General features: G+C 36.0%; 34 protein-coding genes. 18 read left to right on the top strand and 16 right to left on the bottom strand.

What is annotated here, in order from left to right:
• Positions 1-300: 300 nt before the first annotated feature.
• Entirely contained in the window at positions 301-843 is a 543-nt protein-coding gene (locus F959_RS07925) for a phage antirepressor Ant (protein ID WP_004878929.1), read from the top strand.
• A gap of 46 nt (positions 844-889) precedes the next feature.
• On the opposite strand, the gene F959_RS07930 is transcribed toward F959_RS07925, so the two are convergent.
• The 14 genes from F959_RS07930 to F959_RS07995 form a co-directional block, all read right to left on the bottom strand.
• Positions 890-1,228 carry a hypothetical protein gene (locus F959_RS07930; RefSeq protein ID WP_004878930.1) on the bottom strand — a complete coding sequence of 113 codons (339 nt, stop codon included), beginning with the start codon at positions 1,226-1,228 and terminating at the stop codon, positions 890-892.
• 269 nt (positions 1,229-1,497) lie between these two features.
• On the bottom strand, positions 1,498-2,730 hold the full coding sequence (locus F959_RS07935) for a tyrosine-type recombinase/integrase (protein WP_004878932.1): 1,233 nt from the start codon (positions 2,728-2,730) through the stop codon (positions 1,498-1,500).
• A gap of 424 nt (positions 2,731-3,154) precedes the next feature.
• A complete protein-coding gene (locus F959_RS07940) occupies positions 3,155-3,430 on the bottom strand; it encodes a hypothetical protein (protein WP_004878934.1) in 276 nt (91 codons plus the stop codon).
• 1 nt (position 3,431) lies between these two features.
• Entirely contained in the window at positions 3,432-3,986 is a 555-nt protein-coding gene (locus F959_RS07945) for a hypothetical protein (RefSeq protein WP_004878936.1), read from the bottom strand.
• Positions 3,986-4,426 (bottom strand): hypothetical protein, encoded by a 441-nt coding sequence (locus F959_RS07950; protein WP_004878939.1) that lies wholly within the window; start codon positions 4,424-4,426, stop codon positions 3,986-3,988. The genes F959_RS07945 and F959_RS07950 overlap by 1 nt, the downstream gene beginning before the upstream one ends.
• Complete coding sequence (locus F959_RS07955) at positions 4,419-4,907, bottom strand: hypothetical protein (protein ID WP_004878941.1); 489 nt, start codon at positions 4,905-4,907, stop codon at positions 4,419-4,421. Before F959_RS07955 ends, F959_RS07950 begins: the two co-directional genes overlap by 8 nt.
• Positions 4,908-5,303: a hypothetical protein gene (locus F959_RS07960; RefSeq protein WP_004878942.1), complete on the bottom strand. Its 396-nt coding sequence runs from the start codon at positions 5,301-5,303 to the stop codon at positions 4,908-4,910.
• Entirely contained in the window at positions 5,296-6,543 is a 1,248-nt protein-coding gene (locus tag F959_RS07965; RefSeq protein WP_004878944.1) for a hypothetical protein, read from the bottom strand. The genes F959_RS07960 and F959_RS07965 overlap by 8 nt, the downstream gene beginning before the upstream one ends.
• Positions 6,543-6,794, bottom strand: a complete 252-nt coding sequence (locus tag F959_RS07970; RefSeq protein ID WP_004878946.1) for a helix-turn-helix domain-containing protein — start codon at positions 6,792-6,794, stop codon at positions 6,543-6,545. The genes F959_RS07965 and F959_RS07970 overlap by 1 nt, the downstream gene beginning before the upstream one ends.
• Before the next feature lie 48 nt (positions 6,795-6,842).
• Positions 6,843-7,583: a hypothetical protein gene (locus tag F959_RS07975; RefSeq protein WP_004878948.1), complete on the bottom strand. Its 741-nt coding sequence runs from the start codon at positions 7,581-7,583 to the stop codon at positions 6,843-6,845.
• Between the two features lie 12 nt (positions 7,584-7,595).
• A complete protein-coding gene (locus tag F959_RS07980; protein ID WP_004878950.1) occupies positions 7,596-8,177 on the bottom strand; it encodes a hypothetical protein in 582 nt (193 codons plus the stop codon).
• The gene (locus tag F959_RS07985; RefSeq protein ID WP_004878952.1) at positions 8,177-8,635 is read right to left on the bottom strand and encodes a hypothetical protein; all 459 of its coding nucleotides are present in this window, start codon (positions 8,633-8,635) and stop codon (positions 8,177-8,179) included. The genes F959_RS07980 and F959_RS07985 overlap by 1 nt, the downstream gene beginning before the upstream one ends.
• A gap of 106 nt (positions 8,636-8,741) precedes the next feature.
• A complete protein-coding gene (locus F959_RS07990) occupies positions 8,742-9,551 on the bottom strand; it encodes a DUF2303 family protein (RefSeq protein ID WP_004878954.1) in 810 nt (269 codons plus the stop codon).
• Positions 9,552-9,595: 44 nt separating this feature from the next.
• A complete protein-coding gene (locus F959_RS07995) occupies positions 9,596-9,916 on the bottom strand; it encodes a hypothetical protein (RefSeq protein WP_004878956.1) in 321 nt (106 codons plus the stop codon).
• A 178-nt stretch (positions 9,917-10,094) separates the two neighbouring features.
• Here F959_RS07995 and F959_RS08000 point away from each other — a divergent pair, with 178 nt between their 5' ends.
• Positions 10,095-10,340 carry a hypothetical protein gene (locus F959_RS08000; RefSeq protein ID WP_004878958.1) on the top strand — a complete coding sequence of 82 codons (246 nt, stop codon included), beginning with the start codon at positions 10,095-10,097 and terminating at the stop codon, positions 10,338-10,340.
• Here F959_RS08000 and F959_RS08005 read toward each other — a convergent pair.
• Positions 10,322-10,621 (bottom strand): hypothetical protein, encoded by a 300-nt coding sequence (locus tag F959_RS08005; RefSeq protein ID WP_004878959.1) that lies wholly within the window; start codon positions 10,619-10,621, stop codon positions 10,322-10,324. The genes F959_RS08000 and F959_RS08005 overlap by 19 nt on opposite strands.
• 45 nt (positions 10,622-10,666) lie before the next feature.
• Positions 10,667-11,392 carry a S24 family peptidase gene (locus F959_RS08010; protein WP_004878960.1) on the bottom strand — a complete coding sequence of 242 codons (726 nt, stop codon included), beginning with the start codon at positions 11,390-11,392 and terminating at the stop codon, positions 10,667-10,669.
• A 110-nt stretch (positions 11,393-11,502) separates the two neighbouring features.
• Here F959_RS08010 and F959_RS16735 point away from each other — a divergent pair, with 110 nt between their 5' ends.
• From F959_RS16735 to F959_RS08085, 16 genes are all read left to right on the top strand, one after another.
• On the top strand, positions 11,503-11,673 hold the full coding sequence (locus F959_RS16735; RefSeq protein ID WP_004878962.1) for a hypothetical protein: 171 nt from the start codon (positions 11,503-11,505) through the stop codon (positions 11,671-11,673).
• A 62-nt stretch (positions 11,674-11,735) separates the two neighbouring features.
• The gene (locus F959_RS08015; RefSeq protein ID WP_004878963.1) at positions 11,736-11,951 is read left to right on the top strand and encodes a hypothetical protein; all 216 of its coding nucleotides are present in this window, start codon (positions 11,736-11,738) and stop codon (positions 11,949-11,951) included.
• A gap of 31 nt (positions 11,952-11,982) precedes the next feature.
• The gene (locus tag F959_RS08020) at positions 11,983-12,669 is read left to right on the top strand and encodes a phage antirepressor KilAC domain-containing protein (protein ID WP_004878964.1); all 687 of its coding nucleotides are present in this window, start codon (positions 11,983-11,985) and stop codon (positions 12,667-12,669) included.
• 234 nt (positions 12,670-12,903) lie between these two features.
• Positions 12,904-13,515, top strand: a complete 612-nt coding sequence (locus F959_RS08025) for a hypothetical protein (protein WP_227499187.1) — start codon at positions 12,904-12,906, stop codon at positions 13,513-13,515.
• A complete protein-coding gene (locus F959_RS08030) occupies positions 13,512-13,799 on the top strand; it encodes a hypothetical protein (RefSeq protein WP_004878966.1) in 288 nt (95 codons plus the stop codon). The genes F959_RS08025 and F959_RS08030 overlap by 4 nt, the downstream gene beginning before the upstream one ends.
• Complete coding sequence (locus F959_RS08035; protein ID WP_004878967.1) at positions 13,796-15,697, top strand: DNA cytosine methyltransferase; 1,902 nt, start codon at positions 13,796-13,798, stop codon at positions 15,695-15,697. Before F959_RS08030 ends, F959_RS08035 begins: the two co-directional genes overlap by 4 nt.
• The gene (locus tag F959_RS08040) at positions 15,694-16,842 is read left to right on the top strand and encodes a DNA-methyltransferase (protein WP_004878968.1); all 1,149 of its coding nucleotides are present in this window, start codon (positions 15,694-15,696) and stop codon (positions 16,840-16,842) included. The genes F959_RS08035 and F959_RS08040 overlap by 4 nt, the downstream gene beginning before the upstream one ends.
• Positions 16,842-17,819, top strand: coding sequence for a YdaU family protein (locus tag F959_RS08045; protein ID WP_004878970.1), 978 nt, complete (start codon positions 16,842-16,844; stop codon positions 17,817-17,819). Before F959_RS08040 ends, F959_RS08045 begins: the two co-directional genes overlap by 1 nt.
• The gene (locus F959_RS08050; protein WP_004878972.1) at positions 17,812-18,561 is read left to right on the top strand and encodes a hypothetical protein; all 750 of its coding nucleotides are present in this window, start codon (positions 17,812-17,814) and stop codon (positions 18,559-18,561) included. The genes F959_RS08045 and F959_RS08050 overlap by 8 nt, the downstream gene beginning before the upstream one ends.
• Entirely contained in the window at positions 18,558-19,061 is a 504-nt protein-coding gene (locus tag F959_RS08055) for a hypothetical protein (RefSeq protein ID WP_004878973.1), read from the top strand. Before F959_RS08050 ends, F959_RS08055 begins: the two co-directional genes overlap by 4 nt.
• The gene (locus F959_RS08060; protein WP_004878974.1) at positions 19,054-19,737 is read left to right on the top strand and encodes a RusA family crossover junction endodeoxyribonuclease; all 684 of its coding nucleotides are present in this window, start codon (positions 19,054-19,056) and stop codon (positions 19,735-19,737) included. Before F959_RS08055 ends, F959_RS08060 begins: the two co-directional genes overlap by 8 nt.
• Complete coding sequence (locus F959_RS08065; RefSeq protein ID WP_004878975.1) at positions 19,737-20,438, top strand: helix-turn-helix domain-containing protein; 702 nt, start codon at positions 19,737-19,739, stop codon at positions 20,436-20,438. Before F959_RS08060 ends, F959_RS08065 begins: the two co-directional genes overlap by 1 nt.
• Positions 20,439-20,440: 2 nt before the next feature.
• A complete protein-coding gene (locus F959_RS08070) occupies positions 20,441-21,274 on the top strand; it encodes a hypothetical protein (protein ID WP_004878976.1) in 834 nt (277 codons plus the stop codon).
• A 145-nt stretch (positions 21,275-21,419) separates the two neighbouring features.
• Positions 21,420-21,803 carry a hypothetical protein gene (locus tag F959_RS08075; protein WP_004878977.1) on the top strand — a complete coding sequence of 128 codons (384 nt, stop codon included), beginning with the start codon at positions 21,420-21,422 and terminating at the stop codon, positions 21,801-21,803.
• 3 nt (positions 21,804-21,806) lie between these two features.
• Positions 21,807-23,051: a DNA cytosine methyltransferase gene (locus F959_RS08080; RefSeq protein ID WP_004878978.1), complete on the top strand. Its 1,245-nt coding sequence runs from the start codon at positions 21,807-21,809 to the stop codon at positions 23,049-23,051.
• A 23-nt stretch (positions 23,052-23,074) separates the two neighbouring features.
• Positions 23,075-24,316, top strand: a 1,242-nt coding sequence (locus F959_RS08085) for an ATP-binding protein (protein ID WP_004878980.1), incomplete at its 3' end; no start/stop codon positions are given.

Here is a 24,316-nt window from a genome sequence, read left to right on the forward strand (position 1 = left end):
GGTATTCAGTAACGGCAATTACGAAATACCGAAATTTTTAATCGCCGTTGGATGGCACTAACTAAGAGAACTTAGATGTAAAGATTAAAAACTAACTTAACTTAGTTAATATTAGACCACCGATTTAAGCAAGTAAACATTTTGTTTAATTTGGTGAACTTTTCAGTTTAATTCACTAAACATATTGTTTGGTGAGGTGGACTGTTAATGGATTAATTGAAAATACTAAGAAAACTTATTTTTATCTCTGTTCTTTCTGGATTTGCCGCTAAACGGAACTCTTTATAAGAGGTTTTGCATATGCAAAAATTCCAAACTTTAGACAATGCTTTAATTCCAGTTGTCGATGCCTCAATTGCTGGTGAGATTCAGCCATGTGTTGATGCTCGTGAGTTACATAAATGGCTTGGTAGCAAACGTCAATTTGCTGACTGGATTAAAGAGCGAATTGCAACATATAAATTTATTGAAAACGAAGATTATTCTATCGTTCCACAAATTTCTGAAACGATAAGGAAATATGGGAACACAATTCGTAAGGGGAATACAAAAAGTATCGAATACTTTCTTACTCTTGACGTAGCTAAAGAACTCTCAATGGTTGAAAACAACGAACAAGGTCGCATAGCTCGCCGTTACTTTATTAACTGTGAGAAAGAATTGAGGCAATCGACATTTGGTTTATTCAACCAATTTAATAAAGCTGTACTTGAGTTAGAAAAGCTATCAGATGTCGCATCAAATGCGGGGCGAACATTATGCCTAGTTGGTAAACAGTATAAACCAAAAGCAAGGCATAAAGTTGAGGAGTTAAAAAGTCAATTACAACCTTTATTAATATAATTAACAAGAAAAAAGCACACTATGAAAGTGTGCTTTTTTCTAAATATTACTTCTTATACTTCTCGTCTAAAATTTCCCACTCTTGAGAAGTGTGTTTTTTACAATCGTTGATTGTTTTATGCAGATCATCAACTGAAAAAACTGCACTTTTAACAGCAAAGCCGTCATCAACAAGTCGCGTGAATAGATTTTCTGAAATCAGATAATTTTCTTCCTTTAACTTATTAATTAACTCTTCGGTATAATTATCTTTTGATTCTTCAACAAAAAATTGATTTGATCCAAGAACATGCTCAACCACACTTAAAGTATAAGCTTCGGTACGATTTAGTTCATCAGACATATATTTGCTGTGCCCACCATAACAAACAAGTTTTGTAGTCATCTTATTTTCTCTCTAGAAAGTTTAAATTTTTGTTTTGTATTGAAATAAAGCTCTTTAAACATAAGAGCAGTGACAATGTATAGTATGTTTTTTATACGTTGGCAAGAGAGGTTTATCTGATAATTTTACTATCCGATTGCCTCAAAAAGTGCATCCATATTTCTAAAAAATTGTTCAAAAAAAGTATGATTCATTTAGTTAGTTATTAGTTGAAGATATAACTTTTTCATACATCATTGCCTAGCATTGGTTTCAAAGTTGTAGCGAAATCATTTAAAAATTTTATTTGGTCCTAAAACAATATCTTCAATTTCATTCATAGCAGCCCTTAGCTTTTTATCGCTTACTTGTACATATCCAGCCGTTACGTCTCGATCATCTTCTTCTTTATGATTCAGCAGTTTTTTGATCGTATATTTCCCATAATCTAAACCTTCAGCAATTGAGCCGAACGTTCTACGAAGATCATGGAAAGTGAAAGGTATACCGCAGCTCTCGTTGATTTTATTCCGCACCTTAGAAATATTTGTAATATGGCCAGAAACTGATTTTGCAGAAGGGAAGACCCATTCTGTATTTATAGCTGTTCTTCTTTTTTTCATCATTGCCCATAAATAATCGCCCATAGGTAATGTATGCGGCTCATTGTTTTTGGGATCTATTGAAGTGATAAAGCCGTATTTAAGATCAATTGCAGACCAAGCGAGTGATTCACATTCTTCTCGTCTAAAGCCAGTCAAAATCAAGGTGAGCAGGAAATCTTTGTTAGTCTCAAGTTTTTGACCACGATCATGAAAATTTAATACAGCGTTAATCCAGTCAGGTAATTTATCTTCATTAATATATGTTTTTCTTCTTTTAATTTTATTCCAAGCTTTTTTTGCAGTTAGCGTACGCACAGGATTGATAGGTGGAAGAATTGGATTCTCATCATCATCTAAATAATGTTCTATTGAGAAATTATAAATCGCGCGAAAAACTCGCATCACCATATTTGCTTGAGCCTTACTGCGTTCGGATAATTCTTTATGTTTATCCTGAATCATCTTGCGGTTGATATCTTTTAATTTGATATCTTTCCAATCAGATAAGTAGCCATTAATAACGTCACTATAGTCATCTAGCGTACGTGGTTTTAGCTCTCGCTCATCAATATAAACACTGTAGGCTTCAAAGAGAGTCGGTTGCTGTTGCTTTACCTGATAGAGCTTCTCTGCGTCCGTAATACGATTCTTTTTCTTCTCATTAAGATTTACACCTTTCGTCATTTCAAGTAAGGCTTCTTGAGCCAATACTCTTGCTTGAGCAAGTGTTATTTGACCGTGAATACCCAAAGTAGACCGAGTAGACCTGCCATTTACCTTTTTCTCAACGATATATGTTTTATATGAGGTATTAACCCGTACAGCAAAACCAATTAACTCACTATCACGAAAAATAGCAGGTTTTAGTTCGAGTTGATCAATAAATGACTTTGTAAGCTTTACTCGGTTTGCTGACATGGGCTAGAATCCGCTAGGCTTGACAATATATAGCTACATATTACAGTAATTTCTGCGGTCTACTATGGGTCTACTCAAGAAATAACTTGTAATTAAATTTGAATTTAGCTAATATTGGTCTCAAGCTGAATTGTAGTGAATACAATAAGTTACAAAGTATAGGGCCTATAGCTCAGTTGGTTAGAGCAGCGGACTCATAATCCATCTGTTACAAAAAAGTTTAGACAATAATAGACAACAACAAACAATAATTCGCAATAAATTTTCTATCTAAGCTTTTAATTTTAAATAATATTTTCTAAATTCTGCAATAATTCGCAATAATACACACCAATTCGCAATATTCCAAATGCCTACATAGCGCCTACACGATTTTATCAAGAGTGCCTACACAGTGCCTACACGCCTACATAGAAAAAAGCCGCTAAATATAAGCGGCTGATGATGTACTTTGATGTGTCTCTTTGGAGAAGTAATCAATGGCATCTTGTTTCTTATACAAGATGGTTCGGCCTTCTTTGCTGAATGGAATACCTCCACCAGCACAGCGTTTAAGCTGGAACCATGACAAAGATTTTTTATAAACAATTGCCAAAACTTCGGGAGTGAATGTTGCATCTTTGGGGGCCGCCCAAAATTTAATAGCCTCCGCAGCTTTTTCCTCAGAAGTCATATGATCTAATTTAGTCAAACGCGCCATTTTATACCTCCTCAATTAATACTGCTATGTTAGAAGGGTAGTAACACAATGGATTTGCACAGTTCCTAATAGCATCATTTAAGGTGTTAAAAGCTTCTGCGATTTCATCTGGTACATTTATTCCATCAGGTAAATGTTCTTCAAAATATTCGTCTGGATCAATTTCATATGCATTTTTAGGTTCACCAATTACAAGCATTAGTTCCTGAGCTGATTGACCAGTTTCACGCATAACATCTATTACTGAATTTTTATCAAAATACCATTGGTCCAGAGCCATTGAATATAAGGGTTCATCATTCCACTTTTGCTTTGGGTAGGTTGCATATTCTTCCTGGTTATTAAGAGGAACGCATTCTGCACAATACCCTTGTTTAGGAGATAGATGTCCACGCTTGCAAAGGCTATGTGTTGAACCATCATATCTAGCTACTTTTTCATCCAGAAATATATGTCCAGTATTCGACTGCCAAGCCGTTACATTAATAGGCCATGCAGCTTCGCTAGAATCAGGAAGAATGACTTTTTCATCAATTTTAAATTTTGAGTTATACATTATTGGCCAACCTCCACTTTTGCTGCATATTCCTCATCAAAAATTTTATCCAGAAATTCATTAATGAAAGTTGAGCCAATCCGTTCTTGTTCAGATTCTTCACCGCAACAAAGAGTGTGAAGATCATCTTCGCTTAATTTAGATAGCTCAGTTTCAGCCAGCATTAATTCATTGCTGTCTAAAGTCATTAACCATTGGTTTAATAACTCAACTTTTACACCGTATGGTTCATGACGATTAACCATGCCGTTGTCACACCAGATTTCTGTAGCTGCCTCTAAAATATTTGGGAAACATTCTGCCATACGTTGGCTAATAAACATTTCAAGTTCTTCAGGTAAGACAAGTAGGTGGTCGGGATATTCTTCAGGGCTAGATCTGTCAGACAGCTCGCAAATATCACGGATGATTAATTCAATTTTATCTTGTAAATTACTCATGATTTTTATCCCTTGCTGCTATTACCATTTCTTTAGTTTCAGCCTCAAAAACATCAAAACATTTATCTCCATGAAGCAAGGCCAAATGTAGAATTTTAAATATAAAAAAGGCTTGTTCTTTTTCTGCCTTAGGTTGAATATCAAATCCATGAAGGCGATAAATTTGGGCTGCTTTTATAAATTTAAAACAAGGCATTCCTAAAATTTCTTCAATTTCGGGTGTGATAGTTTTAGGTAAAAGTGCAAATTCAGTTTCTTTAAATACCGCGCAGTCTTTGTGATTTTTGGCTTCGTGGGCTTTGGCTGCTTGCCAAGAGGACCAAGCCGTATTAACCATTGTGTTCCTGTACGACTTACCACTCTTAATAAATGCACTTTTTAAGTTAGGCTGATGAGTTGCTATGTACTCAATAAGGGCTTCATACATACCTGTTGTTTTAAACCAAGCCTCAAAAGCCTCTCTCTCAATATATTTAGTCATTTACACGCCCTCATCCTGAAAATCATCTAAATCAAATTTCCATTTAGCGATCTGACCATTTACATCAATATTCATGATGATATAGTCACCATAACCGCATTCAGCAGGGCATAATGTTTTTGGGACATATCCTTCATCTTGTGATTTGATAACTTTTCTAGTTGAATCCAATAACTCCCACCCACAACCATCAACTACTTTGTAATGAATAAAGGCAGTTTTTCCGATTTCCCAATTCTCAATAATGCCTGTGTCAACATTGATTACTGGGCACCATAATTCACCTAGTTTGCATGGGACATTTTTACCATCTTCGGTGTCATCAACATCATTGATGGTTGTATCCTCCCAATATCGAACATGTGCTTTAACTTTAATTTTTTGGATATTAAGCATTAATATTCTCCAAAAAAGTTGTGTGAAGCCACCAGTTTGGATTTGTTTTGAGATACTCAGCATGTTCAGCTTCAGTACCTTCCCACACCTCAAGCGCTACAGCTTCGGCAATAGATTTACCAACAGTAGGGAACTGCTGTAATGCTTCTTGTTTCAGCCTGTGTACTAATTGCTTTCCAATTTTCTGAGAAGGGACAGGGTGTAAAATTGATGCTGAATCAGGTTCTTCTGGAATATTTACACTCCAAAGCTTTGTTTTGATTAATGCTTTATTTTCATTAAAGAACTTAGTCACTTGTTCTACAGTTGAAGCTACGATTGATTTATCACCGATGTAGCATTCAACACAATCATTAGTTGCTTGTATATATTTAATAGCTAATTTGAGATCGTCATAACGTTTTAATGGTTTTGCAAACCATTCTTCTGTTATTTCTAATTGATCTGCATGAGCTTGTTTTGAACTATTCCAGACCGCTGGATAAATCCAACTTGCTCCATCGTTAAAAGGTGAATGGTCTTTATTAAATCTTGGATTAAAGATAAAATCTTTTCGTAAGCGTTGAGCAGCTTTGAATGCGAATTCCGCGGATGCAGCTGCTAATAGTGTTACCTCATCCTCATGACTATCTGAAATCGCAACACAAAATAATTCTGAATCTGGGTTCTCGCTTCTAGGCATTAATACAGCATTTACATTTTCAAAATCACTAAACGTAAAATTGATAATTGCTGCTTTGTCTATACCTGTTGGTTTCAAATTATGGCGACAAATACTGCCTAATATTCCTGAAATTTCTTCAAGCTTTTTAATGTAATCTCCACCAAAGCATACAAAACCTTGGTATTCAGAATCTGCTTCTGGTAATACTTTTTGCCATTCTATAAATGAATCAGACAGAAATACTTTAAAACCTTCATATGCATTATGATGATTCGGGATTTCAATTAATCCAGTTTGCTTATCCTTGTCGTAAGAAATTTGACAGTTGATTAATCCAGAACAGTATTCAGTTTTACTCACAAAGCTTTGAGCATATGCTTTTGGAATAATAAAAGAAATTTCATTTTCTACATTTCCCAATTTTGCATAAAAAAGAAAGCATCCATCTGTTGCGACAATATGTCCTTTGTTGATAGCAATGGCATCTAGATTTCTAAAATCAAATTCATCTTCATCTTTAGAAGCAATTAGAGCAGCTCGAAGTAGTGCTAGTGGCACAAGTATTTTGTATTCCATTAGACATTACCCTCATTCAAAATACCATGTGTGTATAACTTTTTGCGAAGAGTACCGCGGTTTAGACCTAATCGGAGTGCCACCCGTGTTTGATTACCACGTTCTTGAATTAATAATTCCTCAATTAGTGGCTTTTCGAAAACTTGCACAACTTCGTTATAGATATTGCTATCTTTAGACTCGATAATTGAGCGAACAATCGCTTTGACTTGTTGTTCGGTGTATATAGGCAAATTAACTTTTGTATTCATTTACTTTTCCAATATTTAATAGATAACTTTAGAGAAGGGCACCAAAATTTAGGCTTGGCCCCATCGCTCATGAGTTTTTTTGTTCTTACATGCTGCAACGATGGCTTTTTCGAAAGTCGTGCCTTTAAAACGGTTATATGCAGCATCTAAAACGGAAGTATCAGTAGCTTTGTTAATTGCTGAAATTGCATCATTAAAAAGCTGGTTTTCAGTGCGTTTAGGTCTGGATTCACTCACGTTTTGTTGAACGTCTTTAGTTTCTTTAACAGCTGTGGCCTGTTGCTGTTGAGATTGCTGATTTGAATTTATAGGCTGTGAATTACTGTAATAGTGGTCGTAAGCTTTTTGCTGATAACCAGGTGCATTCCAGTATCCAGCATGAATATCACCTGCAAATCCAAGAAGGCTCAAAGCTTTAACCGTTGCATTGGTTTTTGACTTTTTAATTGCATCTTCGTCATAAACCATTCCAGTGCTTGCCTTATACATAGCTTTAGAACCAGCAGTTTGATCAACACAACATTTTTGACCATCTTTCATGTACCAAAGGGTGATTACTATCCAATGATGGATAGTCAGATCATCAATTTTTTGAAAGCCATGATCTTTAACATCTACGCCCCAACCATGACCAATGGGTCCGAAAGTCTCAGTAGCCCTTTGAATTAACCAATATGCTTTAGGAGAGGTGCCTTTATATGGTTTACCTTCAATCTTTTTGGTTTGTGTAGGATCAGTAATACAAACTGAATGCCATAAATGCATGTTTTGGTTGCTTGAATTTCCCATGTTCACAACCTCCTAACCCAAAGTTTTACGTTGACGTGGTTCACTTTCAAAGAAACCCTTTTCATCTAAATACTGGCAACGACGAGCTAATTCTTTAGCTTGACGGGCTTTATATAGATGAGGTGTCACTTTTTCAGAAGGTGTTGTCGGGATTAATTGACCATTACGTTCAATATAAAAATCAAATCCGTTTAACTTGGTTCCCCAAGTTAAGTGCTTACTTAGACCAGCTGGTAACTTAGAAACAGGATTCTTCTTCAGAACATATACTGAATAGTTATCAAAACCTACGCGATATCGCTCATTGCCATCACCATCAATATTTAAAAATTCGCAAAAATACTTTGATGATTTTTCTTTATGGCGCTGAGTTTCATAAGTTTTCATTGAGTAACGGAATTTTAGAAAACCACCGTAAATATCAGCAATAGAAATAGGGCAATTCTTCTCTATGAATGTCCAGTCTGATGTTTCAACCTCTGCATATTCAATACCGATGCCTTTACTAAGTGACTCAAGAACTTGAGCAGGGCCGATATTTTGACTAAAAGCCTCAAATGTAGAGTTGATCTGCTGTTTAATAGTCGATGACATTAGCGAACCTCCACGAGTTTATTAGCTTCAATGAAGTTTTTTAATGCTTCATTGATTCTCTTGTGATCCTGAAAATTGGTGAAGTCATCGATATGATTTCCGTTTCTATCAGTGATTTGACCAATTTCTAAGTTTGTAATATCTACAGCTGTGAACGCGGTTTCTTCTATACCGTAGTCACTTGGATAGGTTTCAAATTTGAAATCTACTGGTACTAAGTAACCATCAAGATTGATTAATCCTGTCCCAGTATTTTTTGATGTAATTGAAAGAAGCGAAATACCATAAGTGGATGTTTGAATATCAGGAATTGAATCATTCTGAGTCGTATGTTCAATCTTTCTTGGCTCAGCTAAAAAAAATAGTCCAAGCAAAGTCATTAACGCTATTACAGCGGTAATTTTCATTACATTAGAGATACTAAATGTAATGTTGTTTTGAGAAAGCTTTTGTTCCATAATGCTCTCGTTCCATAATTTTCTTGCTTAAAGCAATGAAGGTTGACCTTAAGAAGCCCTGAATCCGCCAAGATTAGCAGGGCTTTTTTTGGCTTTTATTTAAGTATTACGCTTGAAACGTACCAATTAAAACTTGATGATCTGGAAGAAGGTTTGTAACGAGAACCTTAAATTCTTGAATGATGTCATTACTTAAAATTTCTTCTTTTACGATTTGGAGCGCGAATACAGGTTCACCGCTACTACCGTTAACGATTAAACGCAACTCAATTGTTTTAGCTTCCAAACCAACATAAGCGGTATCGAGAATCTTGAATTTTGCTGGTAATTGCCCTTTTTTGGCCTTAGCTGCAATATCCGCCTGAGCTGTACGGACTTCACGAGTGTTTTCAACCTCAGCATCACTTGAGGTGTTAATATCAACCTTCATATTTCGTACAGCGACAATTGCTTCTTTAATATTGATTTCTTTGTCATCTGCATCAAGTGCGGTAAGAACAGTTGCCCAATCTTCAAGAAAGGTTGCAAAGCGTTTTTGGTCAAGCTTTGTATCTTTAAGTTGATTTAACTTTTTCCAAACTACAGTCGGATCAAGTTGTAATGTTGCTGTGTGGTCGCAATGACCTTGGTCAAAGCCTTTTTCACTATAATTCAATACAGCAACAGCTTTAACATCATCACGAGATACGAATACTGGCACTGGTCCAATCGTTGGTGCATCAGCAATGTATTTTGCAAAATCTGCGAAGATTGGTGTTGCAAAGATGCCACGAATGCGATTTCGACCATTTTGATGAATTTCCAAATTATGAATTTTGAAATTCTCATGAACAGCTTGAAGCCCGCCACGGTCTAAATCCATTACAGGTGAACAATGTTCAACAACTGCTGCAACTTCACTTTTTTCTAATGACATGATTTTTTCCTTTACAAAGGTTTTGGGGGAGTTAAGAAGAGGCCTTATGCATCTTCAAAAAGTTGAGCTGTGTGATTTGCAAAAAGAGATACATCACCGTCTTTATTGACATGCATTGATGTTTTTGCACCGTGATTTTCAATTTTATTGCCATCTGGAAAGGGGGTATTTGATGTTAATTTGTGCTCAATTGTGACGCTGTTTGCACCGACACCTTTTGAGAATTTGATCTTGACGTTAATTTCACCTTTGCCGTCATTATCAACGGTTGCTGATGCAACTTCACTGATTGCATAGCCTAATTGTTGAGCAAAGACACCACCGTCAATGTCATCGATAAATTGGTTATGATCGGTTGATTTCATTTTCAGTCACCTAACTTTAGGTTTTTGTTGTTGGTGAATTTAGTTTATCAAAGGAAACTTTTGTGTCAAGAAATAATTTACTAAAGGAAACATTTATTTTTCCTAAGGGAAACTTTGTGCTTTAATAGGCAAAAGAAAACCTGACATAAGGTCAGGTTGTTTGGAGTTTATTAAGCTTATGAGCCAAAAATATAGAAATCGGAAAAAGAAAGATCGTCATATTAAATGGCTTGAAAAACAAGCTGGCGAGTTGAGAAATATTAAAAAGTCATCTCTCATGTTTGAGGATATTGCCGTCTTGATGCAGAAAATGCAGGATAATTATAGACAAAAAATTCAACTTAACAGCATTAAAAGAGGTGATGTTTCTGTGAACGAATTAAGGAGAAAGTTGGAACAAATTAGCTATCCCTCCATTCTTTGAATTGTTAAATCAATAAGCTTATTAAGCTCATCATTAAAACCCTGTAACACAACACTTATGGCCTCAGATGCTACTTCTGGAGTCTCAAAGTAGTCTAAAACAAATAATTTTTGAATAACTGGATTCTGTTGGTCAGATATTTCTTTGATGCTGATTAAAATTGATGCTGCCAAATTTGGGTTTGAATGAATAATTTGATTCACAAACATCATAAGAGCAGCATTTTTCCCTTGTAAATCAAATGAATTTATTTCACTAACTGAAAACTGATTATTTGGCATGATTTTTAACCTAAGTAAAGAGAATCTAGCTTTTATAAATATGAATTAGCGCCTAATCCTCTTTACAACTTGTTTCCACCAGTACTGACCAACTACAAAGATACCTTCAGATTCAATGCGTTGAGGCGAGTAAAATTCATCTGGATATTGAATTTTATCTGGGTTAGCCGAAACTGCTTTAAACCCACCTTTACCTTGATCATTCCAGTTATAAAGATATTTGATTTTGGTGTCATCTCCGACTTGGAAGGCGTAAATCTCTCCATCAAAAATATTTTTTGCTGACATATCAATAGATATAGCTTGTCCATCTTTTAGTTTTGGAAACATACTTTCACCACGTACATGGATCACTTTTGTTGTATCTGGTTTGACATTGCACTCTCTAACTAAATCTACAGGAAAGAGCATTTTCTTATCGCTTGGTTTTTCTAAATTTAAATAACCATTCCCAGCGCTTACATAGACATCATCATAATAATCAATTGCTACATAACCATCTGGTACAGGATCGCCTTCCTCATAAACTTCAACTTCCATGCTACTTATAGAGGCATTGGATTTTTCTTTAATTTCACCATTAATAATCCATGCTTCTGTTGTCTTTAATATTTTAGCCAGTTTAGTCAGGTTCTCACCATTTGGTGTATTTGTACCAGAGACCCACTTGGAAACAGTACCTTTCGATAAACCATAAGTATTAATTAAATCTACTTGTTTGATATTTAATTCACGCATTCGAGTAGCGATGCGATCTGAAATTGTACTCATAAAGAATTTCCAAAAGTATGGTTCTTGGTTTCTTATAGTAAACTCAAGTATTGACCTTAAAATAAACTTATGGTTTACTTTTATAAACTTTAAGTTTATTAGGGTAAACTATGACTGTGGATGAGCTAAAGGCATTGCTTAATGTCACAACTGATAAAGAGCTTGCTGAAAGATTTAAGCGCAGTAAGGGGCAAATTAGTAAATGGCGATCAAATGGCATTCCTGAACAAGTATTGAATGTTATTGATGCCATGCTTGTTAAGCAGAAAAAATCTGCTTAATCAAAAGATTGTAGGGATTAAACGTGAGCAAATGGAAGAGCAAGTACTTAGAGCTTTTAAAAATGAGCAAGAAAACTGTGTGTATACCCACACACTTAACAGATGAACTTTCCAAGCATGTAGCTAGACAGGCGTTAGAGAGGGGCTGGTCAAACAGCCAATATTTACGTTGGTTAGTCACTTTAGATAAGAAGCGTTGTGAAGATGATGCAGAGCTTATGTCAGAGGTGACAGGGATTGAAAGAGAACAATTCGATCTAATCGAACGGAAACAATAAAAATCACGTAATTGAGTGAGGTTGACTAGAAATGAGTAGTTTGGTGCAAAGTTTAGATTGTCCTAATCAGGTAACAATGAGCTCCATTGAGATTGTCAGTTTCATTAATGCATTCCGTAAAGAAAAGAATGAGCCTCTTTTGCGTCATGCTGATTTTATGGTGAAAGTACCTAAAGTCTTAGGTGAAGGGGTAGGTGAAAAATTTCGTACACCCTATATCCATCCTCAAAATGGTCAAACTTACAGCATTTTTAGTTTTCCGAAACGTGAGGCATGTCTCATGGCTATGTCATATAGCTATGAATTACAAGCGGCTGTTTTTGATCGAATGACAGCTTTGGAAGAAGCACTTAAAAAACCAGCTATTCCTCAATCATTTTCTGAGGCATTACAACTTGCTGCTGATCAAGCACGTCAATTAGAACTTGCAGCTCCAAAAGTTGAGTATTACGACAAGGTAGTTGAGCGTTCTACATTACTGAATGCATCACAGGTAGCACAAAAAATAAAAATTTCAGCCGTAAAAATGAACCAACTATTAGACATTTTTAATGTTTACCACAAAGGCGTTAAACGAGCTCGTTTATTTCAGCAGTGGTTTATTGATAAGGGCTTTGGAGAAGTTAAACAAACTGAACTCGGTTTTTCACAGCCGATGTTCACAACAAAAGGAGAGGCTTGGGTAATAGAAAAATTAACCAATGAAGGTTTGGTCTAACCGCCTCCTGCGCCAACAAGAAGCGGTTAAAAATTTTATTCATTTATTTTCGAGGTACAAATGAACTCAATAACTCTAACAGATCATCGCTGTGCAGACAAATGTACTGATTTTAAGAAGAATGGTGAACAGTGTAATCACTGCATCATTCCAGAATCTCAAAAAGAAAGTTTCGTTAAGAATCATCTACAACTTTTGAGTTCTGTGGGGGGTATCAAAAATGCATTGAGCATTTTGCAAGATAATCCAGATTCTTTCGATTTTTACTCAATTGAAAAAAAATACTATTACGATTCTAAAGTTAGAGAAAACTTACTATCTCTTGTTGATCTTCAACAAGCTTGTAATAGCTACTTTTTAGAAATATTCGGTGGCATTAAAGCCATCAAATATATCATTGAACAAGCACCGCAAGGTTCAACCCACTATGATCGTTATTTTGAAAAGATCGATTTTCGAAATAAATCAATTAATGTTTGGGTAGATGGTGATTGGGCGCACCAAGAGCTGCGGATACCAGGGTTTTCAAAAGCCGTTGAAACGAGCATTAGTTTAGATGCACTTAGAACCGTATTGGAAACATACCAGCCATTAGTTCTTGATGATCTTGATTCATCAAATGAGGTCTGTTTTTCATATTCTCTCCTTACTCAAAATACGATTGATCAAATTGAATTTTTTAACAATCAGAAAGCTATAGCAGAAGCTGATAATAACGTTAAAGAAGCAAATTCTTTTGATGATCAAGCTGATGGTGCATATCTGCTTTGGTTGCGTTTAACTAAAAACTGTCGAAGCAAATTCGATAATGAACGTCTACAAGTTTTGGTAGGTGCGAAATCATGAAAATGCACAGACTGAACCATCAAAATCTCATAGCTCCATTTCATTATCACAAAGCTGCAATTTCATTGCTTTTGGAAATGCAACAAGAAGCAGTACGCGCCGAGTCACCAGAATCAGTTGTATGGCGAGAAGATTGGAAAGTACGTTTAGCTTTTGAAAATCAATTGCAAGATCACGTTTGCGACCAAATTGAATCATCTTTGTTTGCTTCAAACCTAATCAATTTCCATGGAGAGAATATTTTCGTTGTTGTTGCTGATGAAGCACGGGAAGGTGCTCTATGACTAGTTTTGTAGAGTACTCAACTGCCTTTAAAACTCAATTTGATTTAAATTTCTCTGAAAAAATCATTGTAGATTTCTTTGCTGGTGGCGGTGGTGCCAGCACTGGTTTAGAAATGGGTTTAAATCGCAGCGTCTTTGCAGCCGTAAATCACAATCCTAAAGCCTTATCAATGCATGAGGCAAATCATCCTCATGCTAAGCATTATGTTCAGGATGTTTTTGCAGTAGATCCTGTGGAAATCTGTGAGGGGTACCCGGTTGGTTGGTTTCATGCAAGTCCAGATTGTACTCATCATTCCCAAGCTGCTGGTGGTCAACCACGGAAAAAAGAGATTCGTGATTTAGGTTGGGTCATTCCTAAATTTGCTGGCAAGGTAAAACCAGACATTATCTCAATGGAAAATGTTAAGCAGATGCTTAATTGGGGGCCATTGATTGCAAAAAGAGACAAAGCCACAGGGCGCGTTGTGACCTTAGATAAAATAATTATTAATGGGAAAAAACAGTATCGGGTTGCAGAACCTGGTGAATATGTACCACGAAACAATCAATTCTTGGTACCTGACCCTAAAAGAATCGGTAAAACGTGGAAGCAATTTGTTCGGCATCTTGAGCGATTGGGTTACGTGGTTGAGTGGAAAAAGCTTGTTGCCGCTGATTTTGGTGCTCCAACTACCCGTGAGCGATTATTTGTCATTGCTCGATGTGATGGACAACCAATCGTTTGGCCTGAGCCAACACATATTAAGAAATCAAAAATTACGAAGGTTACTAAGAAAAAGCAAAAATGGCGTGCTGCTGCTGAAATTATAGATTTTAGTGACTTAGGGAAATCTATTTTCAATCGACCAAAACCATTGGCAGAGGCAACTTTAAAAAGGATTGCTCGCGGTCTTAAGAAATTTGTTTTAGAAGCAGATAAGCCTTATTTGGTTGAGTCATCATTGCCATTTATCAGTCGTGACTTTGGAAGTTCAACAGGGCATCCAATCACTGAACCTCTTGCGACTACAACATCTGCATTTGGTGGTCATAGCGCCTTGGTTAGTCCAATTATTGCGCCATTTCTCACAGAATTTGCTAATGCTTCGCAACAACGTAATTGGTCTATTGAACAACCATTATCGACAATCTGTGCACAGGTCAAAGGTGGTCATCATGGTTTAGTTGCTCCATTGCTTATTCATGCTGGGCATGGAGAGGGTACGACAGATAATCCTCGATGGAGTGATGGTTGTGACAATATTCAGGACCCTTTAGGAACGATTACGGCATCGGGTTCAAGTAGAAATTTAGTTGCAGCCTACATGATGCAAGCTAATGGTGGATTTAATGAAACAGATGGACGACATCTTTTCGAACCGTTATCAACGATTACAAACACAGGTAGTCAGCAGCAATTTGTTTCAGCGGTATTTACTCAAGCTTTTTATGGTGACAAAACAAATTCAGATCATAGAGCAGATTCACTTGATAGCCCACTAAGGACAATTACAACCGAAAATCGGCACAGTATTGTTAGTGCGACTTTAAGTAAAGAAAACTATGAAAGTGCTTTGCAAGTAGCAGCGTTTTTAATCAATTTCTATGGGAATGGTGATGCTCGTGACATCACTGCACCAATAGACACTCTCACAACAAAAGATCGTTTAGCTCTAGTCACGGTTTGGATCAAGGATGAGCCTTGGGTAATTGTCGATATTCGAATGCGTATGCTTAAACCAAGAGAGTTATACAAAGGGCAAGGTTTTCCTGATTCGTACATTATCGAGTATGGGCATGATGGCAAATCATTAACAAAAACTGATCAAGTGCATATGTGTGGCAACAGCGTTTCACCTTATCCAATGGCAGCTATAGCACAAGCAAACAATCCGTTTGTAAAGGTGGTCGGATGAATTTATTAAAACTATTAAACAATGACTGTCTAATTGAACTCAAGAATATTGAAGATAACTCAATAGACAGCATTGTTACTGATCCGCCTTATGGACTTAAGTTCATGGGTAAAAAATGGGATTGTGAAGTACCAAACATTGAAATATGGCAAGAATGTATTCGCGTTCTTAAACCAGGTGGGCATTTATTAGCGTTTGCTGGTACACGTACACAGCATCGAATGGCTTGCAATATTGAAGATGCAGGTTTTGAGATTAGAGACATGATTGCTTGGATTTATGGTTCAGGCTTTCCAAAGTCTCATAATCTAAGTGGTGAATGGCAAGGCTGGGGTACAGCATTAAAACCAGCGCTCGAGCCAATAACATTCGCTCGTAAACCTATAATTGGTACAGTCGTTCAAAATGTTGAGTTATATGGTACAGGTGTAATAAATATAGACGAATGCCGTGTTCAAACGGCTGATGAAATTGCCAGTACTAAAAATAACAACATTAAAGGCAATGCTTATAACTCTGATAATGAAGCTACCCGCGACACTGTATATGTTCAAAACCAATTAGGTAGATTTCCAGCAAATCTAATTCACGATGGTAGTGATGAGGTTAGATCGTACTTTCCTCAAGCTGCTGGGCAACAAGGTGATTTGAGAAAACAAGATTCTAGCCGCCAATCTCCAAATGGAATTTATGGAGGTATGCGACCAGCACTAGATCATGTTGCTCGAATTGAAAACGATAAATCTGCTGCTAGATTTTTCTATTGTGCCAAGGCGAATCGCACAGATCGAAACGAAGGAACTGAAAGCTCTAATAATCCAATGCTACAGATGAACTCAACAATGCGAGATTGTGAAAATGTTGATTGGTCTAAGCGCAATGGAAATTTCCATCCAACTGTAAAACCCACTCAATTGATGCGCTATTTGTGCAGATTAGTAACGCCTAAAGGTGGTGTGGTGCTTGATCCGTTTATGGGGTCTGGTAGCACAGGAAAAGCAGCCATTTTAGAAGGTTTTAGCTTTATTGGCATTGAACGTGAAGCAGAGTATTTCGAAATTGCTCAAAAAAGATGCCAGTTTGTAAAAGATGGCATTAGTTCAAAAATGCCAGATCAACAAGATTTATTTATGGAGGCGTTCTAGTGCATTACTACGAAAAGAAAATTGGTGATTACCATCGTAAAGCAGGTCGCCTTAATATTTTACAGCATGGCGTTTATAACTTGCTTATAGATGCTTGTTATGACCGTGAATCATTTCCAACTGAAGAAGAAGCGATTGATTGGGTATGGGCTGAAACTGATGATGAAATTGCAGCAGTTAAGTTTGTGTTGAAAAAATTCTTCGTTAAGAATGAGCAAGGCTTCTTCATTCAAAATCATATACAAGAAGATTTAATCGCATATAAAGCTTATTTAGCTAAACAGTCAGAAAATGGAAAGCAAGGTGGTCGTCCTAAAGGATCAAAAAACAAACCTAAAACTGGAAATGTTTCGGGTGAATCTGAACAGGGTGAACAACCAATTGAACAAACCCAAGAAAACCCAACTGAAAGCGAAATAAACCCACCGCTTAACCAAGAAAACCCAAACAAAACCCAAAAAAAGCCTAAACCAATAACCACTAACCAAGAACCACTAACCAAAAACCAAGATAGTAATTGTAATAACACGGGCGAGGGAAAAGTTAACTTTGTCCCGATTCAGTTCTCGACGTATCAACCCGATGACAATGGATCGTACTCACTACTTGAACTTGCTAATCACTATCAACAATTTCAAATGGATTTTTTTGATCTTGCAGAGTCAAGACACGAATCAATTTCATCAACTGACTTTCAAACTTTGCTTCAAGGTTATTGTGATTTCTTTTCAGCTAAGAACGAAAAGAACACACCTAGTATTTGGTTTGTGAAATGGCTTACTTGGATTCAAAACAATATTCAAGACGTGATTAAACGTCGTGAAAAACAAACTAAAGCAAATCAATCTGTAAATACTGATCAACCAGCTAAGGGCTATTTTGAGCGCATTCTCGATGAAGAACAAAGCGAAAACGTCATAGTGGACGTGACTCCATCAAAAAAGCAGATAGCTAATTTGGAGTACGGACATGCATAAAATTACGATCAAAGAAATTCGTCAGCTCATTTTAGATTTACGTGTGTTACATGCTTCGCAATTCAATAGAAATTTTCCAACATCGGGTGAAATGGCTGTACCGATGTCGTTTATTGAATCAAGAGCAATGGAATCCCTTTGTGATGTCAATGTTGATCAGTTTGAACGGGCACGAAACAGACTATTGAAATCGGGCGGTAAGTTCATGCCTTCGTTCTCTGATTTCCGCGATTGGTGCATAGGTGAAACTTGGATGTCAGCAGATGAAGCTTGGGCGCGTGCATGTCGATTTACAGCAGATAAAAGTGTTCAAATCACTCAAATTACGAAAGTTGCTTTGGATGAAGTACAGCACTTAATCACTGATGGTTATATGAAACCAGCACGGGAACAATTTATTAATACTTACAATGCATTTGTGGCGAAGGCTCAACTTATAGGCCGAACTCAAGAAATGTATGTCCCGCCAAAACAATTGGAACATAACAAAAAAGATCATGTTCCTGTGTCGAATGATGATGCTTTAGAGCGTCTTAACGCATTGAAGCAAAAGCTAAATATTCGTAATAGAGAGATCAAACAACCACAGAAACTTGAGCTTAAAGCTAAAACTATTGTTCCAGCAGTACAGGAACCATGGCCTGATCCTTTTGATCAACCAAACGAATATTTAGAAGCTTGTGAGCGTGATGGTCTGAATGTCCCGAAAACCGTTATTAAACATATTGGTGGTACAGCATGATTCAAAAGCATCTTCAAGAGACAGAGCAAACAGAAACGAACTCAAAGCAATTCACAAAAGGCGCGAGAGTCTATGTAGATTTTATCAGTGACTCAAGAACTGAGTTCTCAGGAAAGCAAATCAAAGGATTTGCCAGAGTTGATAGACACGAAAATGGTTATGTCTATGGACAATTGGAACAAGGCACTCCATTTATGTGTCCTGAAAAATATGTAGAACTTACACCACAAGAATACATAAAGCAGTTAAGACTTGAGTTTGAGCAGTGGTTGAGAAATCAAGAACAATATTCAATTTTGATCCAACAATACGGCAATGACGTATTTATTTACGACGCAATTGATGGCTACCAGAAGTTAGCCATTTCATTGGCATTTGAACTATGGAAAATGCTGCATCTATGTCGTGAAGAAAATAAGGTTTTACTCAAAAAACTTAGTATTCCAGCATCTGCGACTGAAAAAACTAATTTAGTAAAAGCGGGTGGCAATCATGAGTAAAAATCGCAATGCATGGGGGCAATGGTCTAAAGGCAAAACATCATTCTTCACGATGAACCCGCTTGTTGAAACAAAAACTAATCGACAAGCACGAGTAAGGAGAGCGTTAGATAAGAAAGTGATTTTACCTTGCTCTGTCACAACACAAGACATAAACGGAGATCAACTTCATCAAGGAAGTACAGGTGGCTTAATCATTACTGGTGAGGGTTTCGTAACGGTCAAATTGCCATACGGTATCAGTGCAAATGAAATTTGGCGAGCTACTATTGATGAAGGTACTGGCAAACAAAGAAATAGCTTATCTATGGGAGCTAAAAAATTCAAAAAAAATGTTTTTGAAATTTATGCACCAATATTCAAAGCCCTCAAGTGGAAAGCCATATCTCAACAATGTGAAATCCGTTTGATGGTTCAGCCACCACGAAAACTTCGTAGTTACAGCGCAAGCACTTATCCGCGGTTTGATATTGATAATTATCCGAAACTCTTAATTGACTCTTTGAAAGGTACAGAATTGCTTTTTAAAGATGACAATATTTTTGTTAAAGAAAAAATCGAATTTGCTGAACCCATTGAAAACGGTTGCGTCTGGTTATCTTGCATTTTTATCAATGAAACGAATTGGCTTGATAAAAAAGTGAATTTTGACTGGCTTGCTGGGAGAGTTGCGTAATGGCTAAAAGAACAGATTTTGAAAAGCGCGTAATGATCGGGCGAAAGTTAGCACTGGCGAGAGAGCGTACCGGGTTAAGACAAGATGAAGTTGCTATTGAATTGTTTGGCGTTGAGCAAAAGAACCGTATTTCCGAAATGGAAAACGGAAAAACTTTACCCGATGCTGAACTACTTCAAGTGATGTGCAGCCTATACCATTGTTCAGTTGATTGGGTATTAGGTTTTACGATCAATCCAGAGCTAAATGAGACTGAATCAGTAGCAGGGATTCTCTTTAATGGTTTAGGTGATTTACTTGCAGAGAATTTAAATGCTGTAACTTCTCAAATGGCATTGTTATGTGCAAAGCATATTGCATCTTATCCACCAGCTTTACAGGTACGATTATTAGAAAGTTCAAAGGCAGTTGCCAAAAAGTTAATCAGCTTAGATCGTGATCAACAGGAAAAAATTCAGAATGAATTGATTGATCTCATGCAAACAATCAAGGAGTGTGACAAAGATCGAGCAATTCAATTCACCAATTTAGCTAAAGGTATCGAAGATATTACATACCGCGATGAGGGAGATATTCAAGAAAAGCTAATTCAAGACCTGAAAAGCCAACGTAAAACACGTTTTACTCAAACAACATTACCTACTGAGGAGAAAGCAGAACCTCAGTTTGACTTCTTCTCTGGTGATGCATTGAGTACATAATTATGGCTGTTCAATCCTATTCACAAGAAATCTGGGATCGACTCAAATTAGTTTATGAGTCATCCCCTAAGATCACTTGGCAGAAATTAGTTGACCAGGTAGGTGAGGAGTTGGGCTGTGATATGCCTTCTCCTTCTGTTGTACGTCGTAAAGCAATCGCTGAAAAGTGGAAAAAGTGCACTAAAAATCTAGTCAAAAAGTCTGCTCGTGAACTAAATAATGAAATAAAAAAATTGACTAGTAAAAAGACTAGTCAAGAAAACAAGCAAGATGATGAAAGTAAAGGAAAAGAAAGTAGTCAAAATGATGTCAAAAAGCCGTCAAATATTGCGAATGTTTGGGGTCAAAAATCGAAGTCAGAAAATGATTTTAGTAAGGCTGATTTTAACCGCTTAACTTCAGCTCAAATCATTAAGCAAAACCGATATAGGTTGGCGAATTTGGGTGAATTGGCTGGCGATACAATTACAAGCGTAATTCATATCCGAGATGAAGTCTTAAAACTAGATGTAAGTAATCTAGATCCTGAAGATAAAGAGGCTATTAACATCATCAATGGTCTTAAATTCAAAATGGGTCTGATCAGTCAAATCGTGGACTTGAATGTTAAGCAAAGTATCACACTTGCCAATATAGCCAAATCAGAGGCCCTATTCTGGGGCTTTGAAATGGAAGAACTCAAAGATCAGTCAGAGGTCCAAGCAAAACGATCTGCTGTAATTAACAATGCAGAAGAGCGTATGAAAATTGCTAAAGAAAAAATGGCTACAGATAAGAGAGCAGCTTTTGCCCGTAAGTTGGCAATGATTGAGGCTGGTGATGAGGATGAGAATTAATGATTATAAAAAGTTAAATCACATTTGAATGCTTAAAATTAGAATATCGATAGAGTAAAGTTTTAAATAATAACAATAATTTATTTATTGCTTTTGTCTCATTTTTATAAGACAATTGATTAAAAGTTATTCAGATTTCGCAGATATGATTTGTAAATTAACTCCATATGAAGTTAGTCTAGAAGTTAAAAAGTATCTTGATAGGGAGAAAGTCTCTCTAAGAGATTTTTGTAATAAATATAATACATTGAATAATATGGAAATAAGAGATGGGGCTATTAAACCTTTAAATAAGGATTTTTTACTTAGAGTTAAAAATAATGAATTTAAAGTTGTTAATAAGCGTGTCTTGGATTTATGCGACTATTTGGGTTTGAATGTAAGTAGAAAAGTTTTATCAAAGTCAACAATGGTTAATGAATTCCAAAATTTACAAAAGATTGCTCAAAAACATCCTTATTTAGAGGAAAAGCTAATAAATATTTTAGCTGAGGTGGGTGAACTTTTAACAACAAACATAAATGGGTGAAACGTGAAATTTATAGATTTATTTTCTGGATTAGGTGGATTTCATGTAGGTTTGTCAAAACATGGACATCAATGTGTTTTTTCTTGTGAGCTTGATGAGAGCTTAAGGGAATTATATAAAATTAATCATGATATCGTTCCTCATGACGATATTCGTACCGTCAAAGAAGATGAAATCCCAGAGCATGATATTTTATGCGCAGGCTTTCCTTGTCAACCATTTTCCTTAGCAGGTAAAAAAAAGGGAGCAAAGTGTCCAGATTCAGGAAAGTTAATTGATCATGTTTTAAGAATTGTACAGTACCATCAACCAAAATATATTTTTTTAGAAAATGTTCCTAATGTAATTACTATTGAGGATGGAGCATTTTGGGATTATCTCAAAAATTCTTTTGAGAGTTTGAATTACAGACTAGAGTATAAAATTATTTCACCTACAGATATCGGTATTCCTCAAAATCGTAAAAGAGTGTTTATAGTTGGAAAAAGAAATGATTTGGTTAAAGCTTTTGAGTGGCCAAAATTAAAGAATGCTAAGAAAAATGATTTTCAAAAATTACTAAATGATAATTTTGAACATAAAAAACTTGAACCGCAAAAAGTACAATTACTTGAAAAGTGGCAAGAATTACTCGATGTACTTAATTTAGAAGAAATAACTGGAGTATCAATTGTTGCTCCAGAGTTTGGAGCAGATTACCCATTAGATTTCAGTAATTTGACTTTAGAAGAAATAAAAAAATATAAAGGAGCTTATGGGAAAGAGTTAAAAAATTGTAAAAATTGGGATGAAGTATTATCATTTATGCCTAGTTATACAAAAAAGAATTTTAGAGTTGCGTCTTGGATTACAAAATCTATTATTTATTCACGTGGGTTGTATAAAGAAAATACAAAGGCTTGTGAAGAGTGGAAAATTGGGTTTCATTTTACTAATAATAGTTGGCAAATTTTGGAGTGGAGAGGGTTAAGAAATAATCCAAATATTTTTAACCACTTGGTGCAATTTAGAGCCTCAGGAATTCGAATTTTGAAATCAAATATTGCACCCTCTCTTATTGCAATGACACCAACGCAGATCCCTGTAATTCCTTCACAGAACAGATATGTATCTACGCAAGAGGCTGCAAAATTGCAATATTTACATAAGCTCAAAGCATTGCCAAATGATAGAAAAGCTGCATTTAAAGCATTAGGTAATGCAGTAAATGCAAAAATTGTTGAATTAATCAGCTATAATTTAGTTTAAGTCATTAAAAAAATGGAAAATATATGAAAGTAGAAGTTTCCCCAGATATGCAATTTTATAATTTATTGGAGGGATATCCTTATAATCCAACGGTAGCATTGTGTGAGTATATTGATAACGCTTTACAAGCCGCAAAGAATGCAAATATTCTAAAAAAATCATCAAAGCTAAAAGTAGAGTTAAATTTTTTTAATAAAGATAAAATTTCTTATATTACTATTCGGGATTTTGGAGTTGGTATATCTTCTGATGATATACAACGTGCTTTTAAGCCAGCATATCGACCTAACACTCAATCATTAAATGAATTCGGTATTGGTATGAAAGCTGCTTCTTTATGGTTTGGTAGAAAATGGGAGTTAGTGAGCTATCCTAAAGGGGAAGAAAATTCATTAACTATTTCTTTTGATTTAGATGAATTAATTAGTAATAACTCTTCAGAGATTGAAGTCACATCAGAACCAAAACTAAATAATGAAGATGGGGTAATCATCACTTTAAAAGAATTAAGACGTGAATTTACAGCTGGTAGTGTCGAAACGATATATAGAGAGCTACAAGAAATTTATCAAATTTTTATTCAACGTGAAGAAGTTTTAGAGTTGAAATGTAAATTCAATGGCACCGCTCTGATTGGTTTAAATGGTGATACGTTAAGGTTTACACCTGAAGTGGAGGTTCTTGATTACCCTGTTACTGTATTACATAAAACCAAGCCTTATTCAATCGGGGATTCGAAAAAATGGTTTCAAGAAATTGATTTTGAATTTGAAGGTCGTAACGTAACAGGATTTCTATTAGCACTTAAAACAGCTAGTCAGACAAGTAATCCAGGACTAAGGTTATTTAGATTTAAAAGGTTGATACGAGGTTCATCCCATCAACCTTACAGACCGATTAATTTAGTTGGAACACCTAATAAACATGCGCCTTCTAGAGTATATGGTGAGATACACTTAGATGGACAATCTATAAGTACCCACAAGTCTAATTTTCAATTCGATGAAGCTTTTTTCTTAGACACATTGAGTAAGCAGCCTGGGATTCAAGAACTTATAGATCAAGCTGAAAATTATAGAGCAAAGGAAGCTGAAAAAGGTGGGATAAAAAATTTCAAAAATGAAAATGACTATTTTGCATTTATTAAGAAAAAGGTAAAACCAACACTGGGAACGACAGGAACGACAGGAACGACAGGAACGACAGGAACGACAGGAACGACAGGAACGACAGGAACGACAGGAACGACAGGAACGACAGGAACG

This window comes from Acinetobacter venetianus RAG-1 = CIP 110063 (assembly GCF_000368585.1).
Classification (GTDB): Bacteria; Pseudomonadota; Gammaproteobacteria; order Pseudomonadales; family Moraxellaceae; genus Acinetobacter; species Acinetobacter venetianus.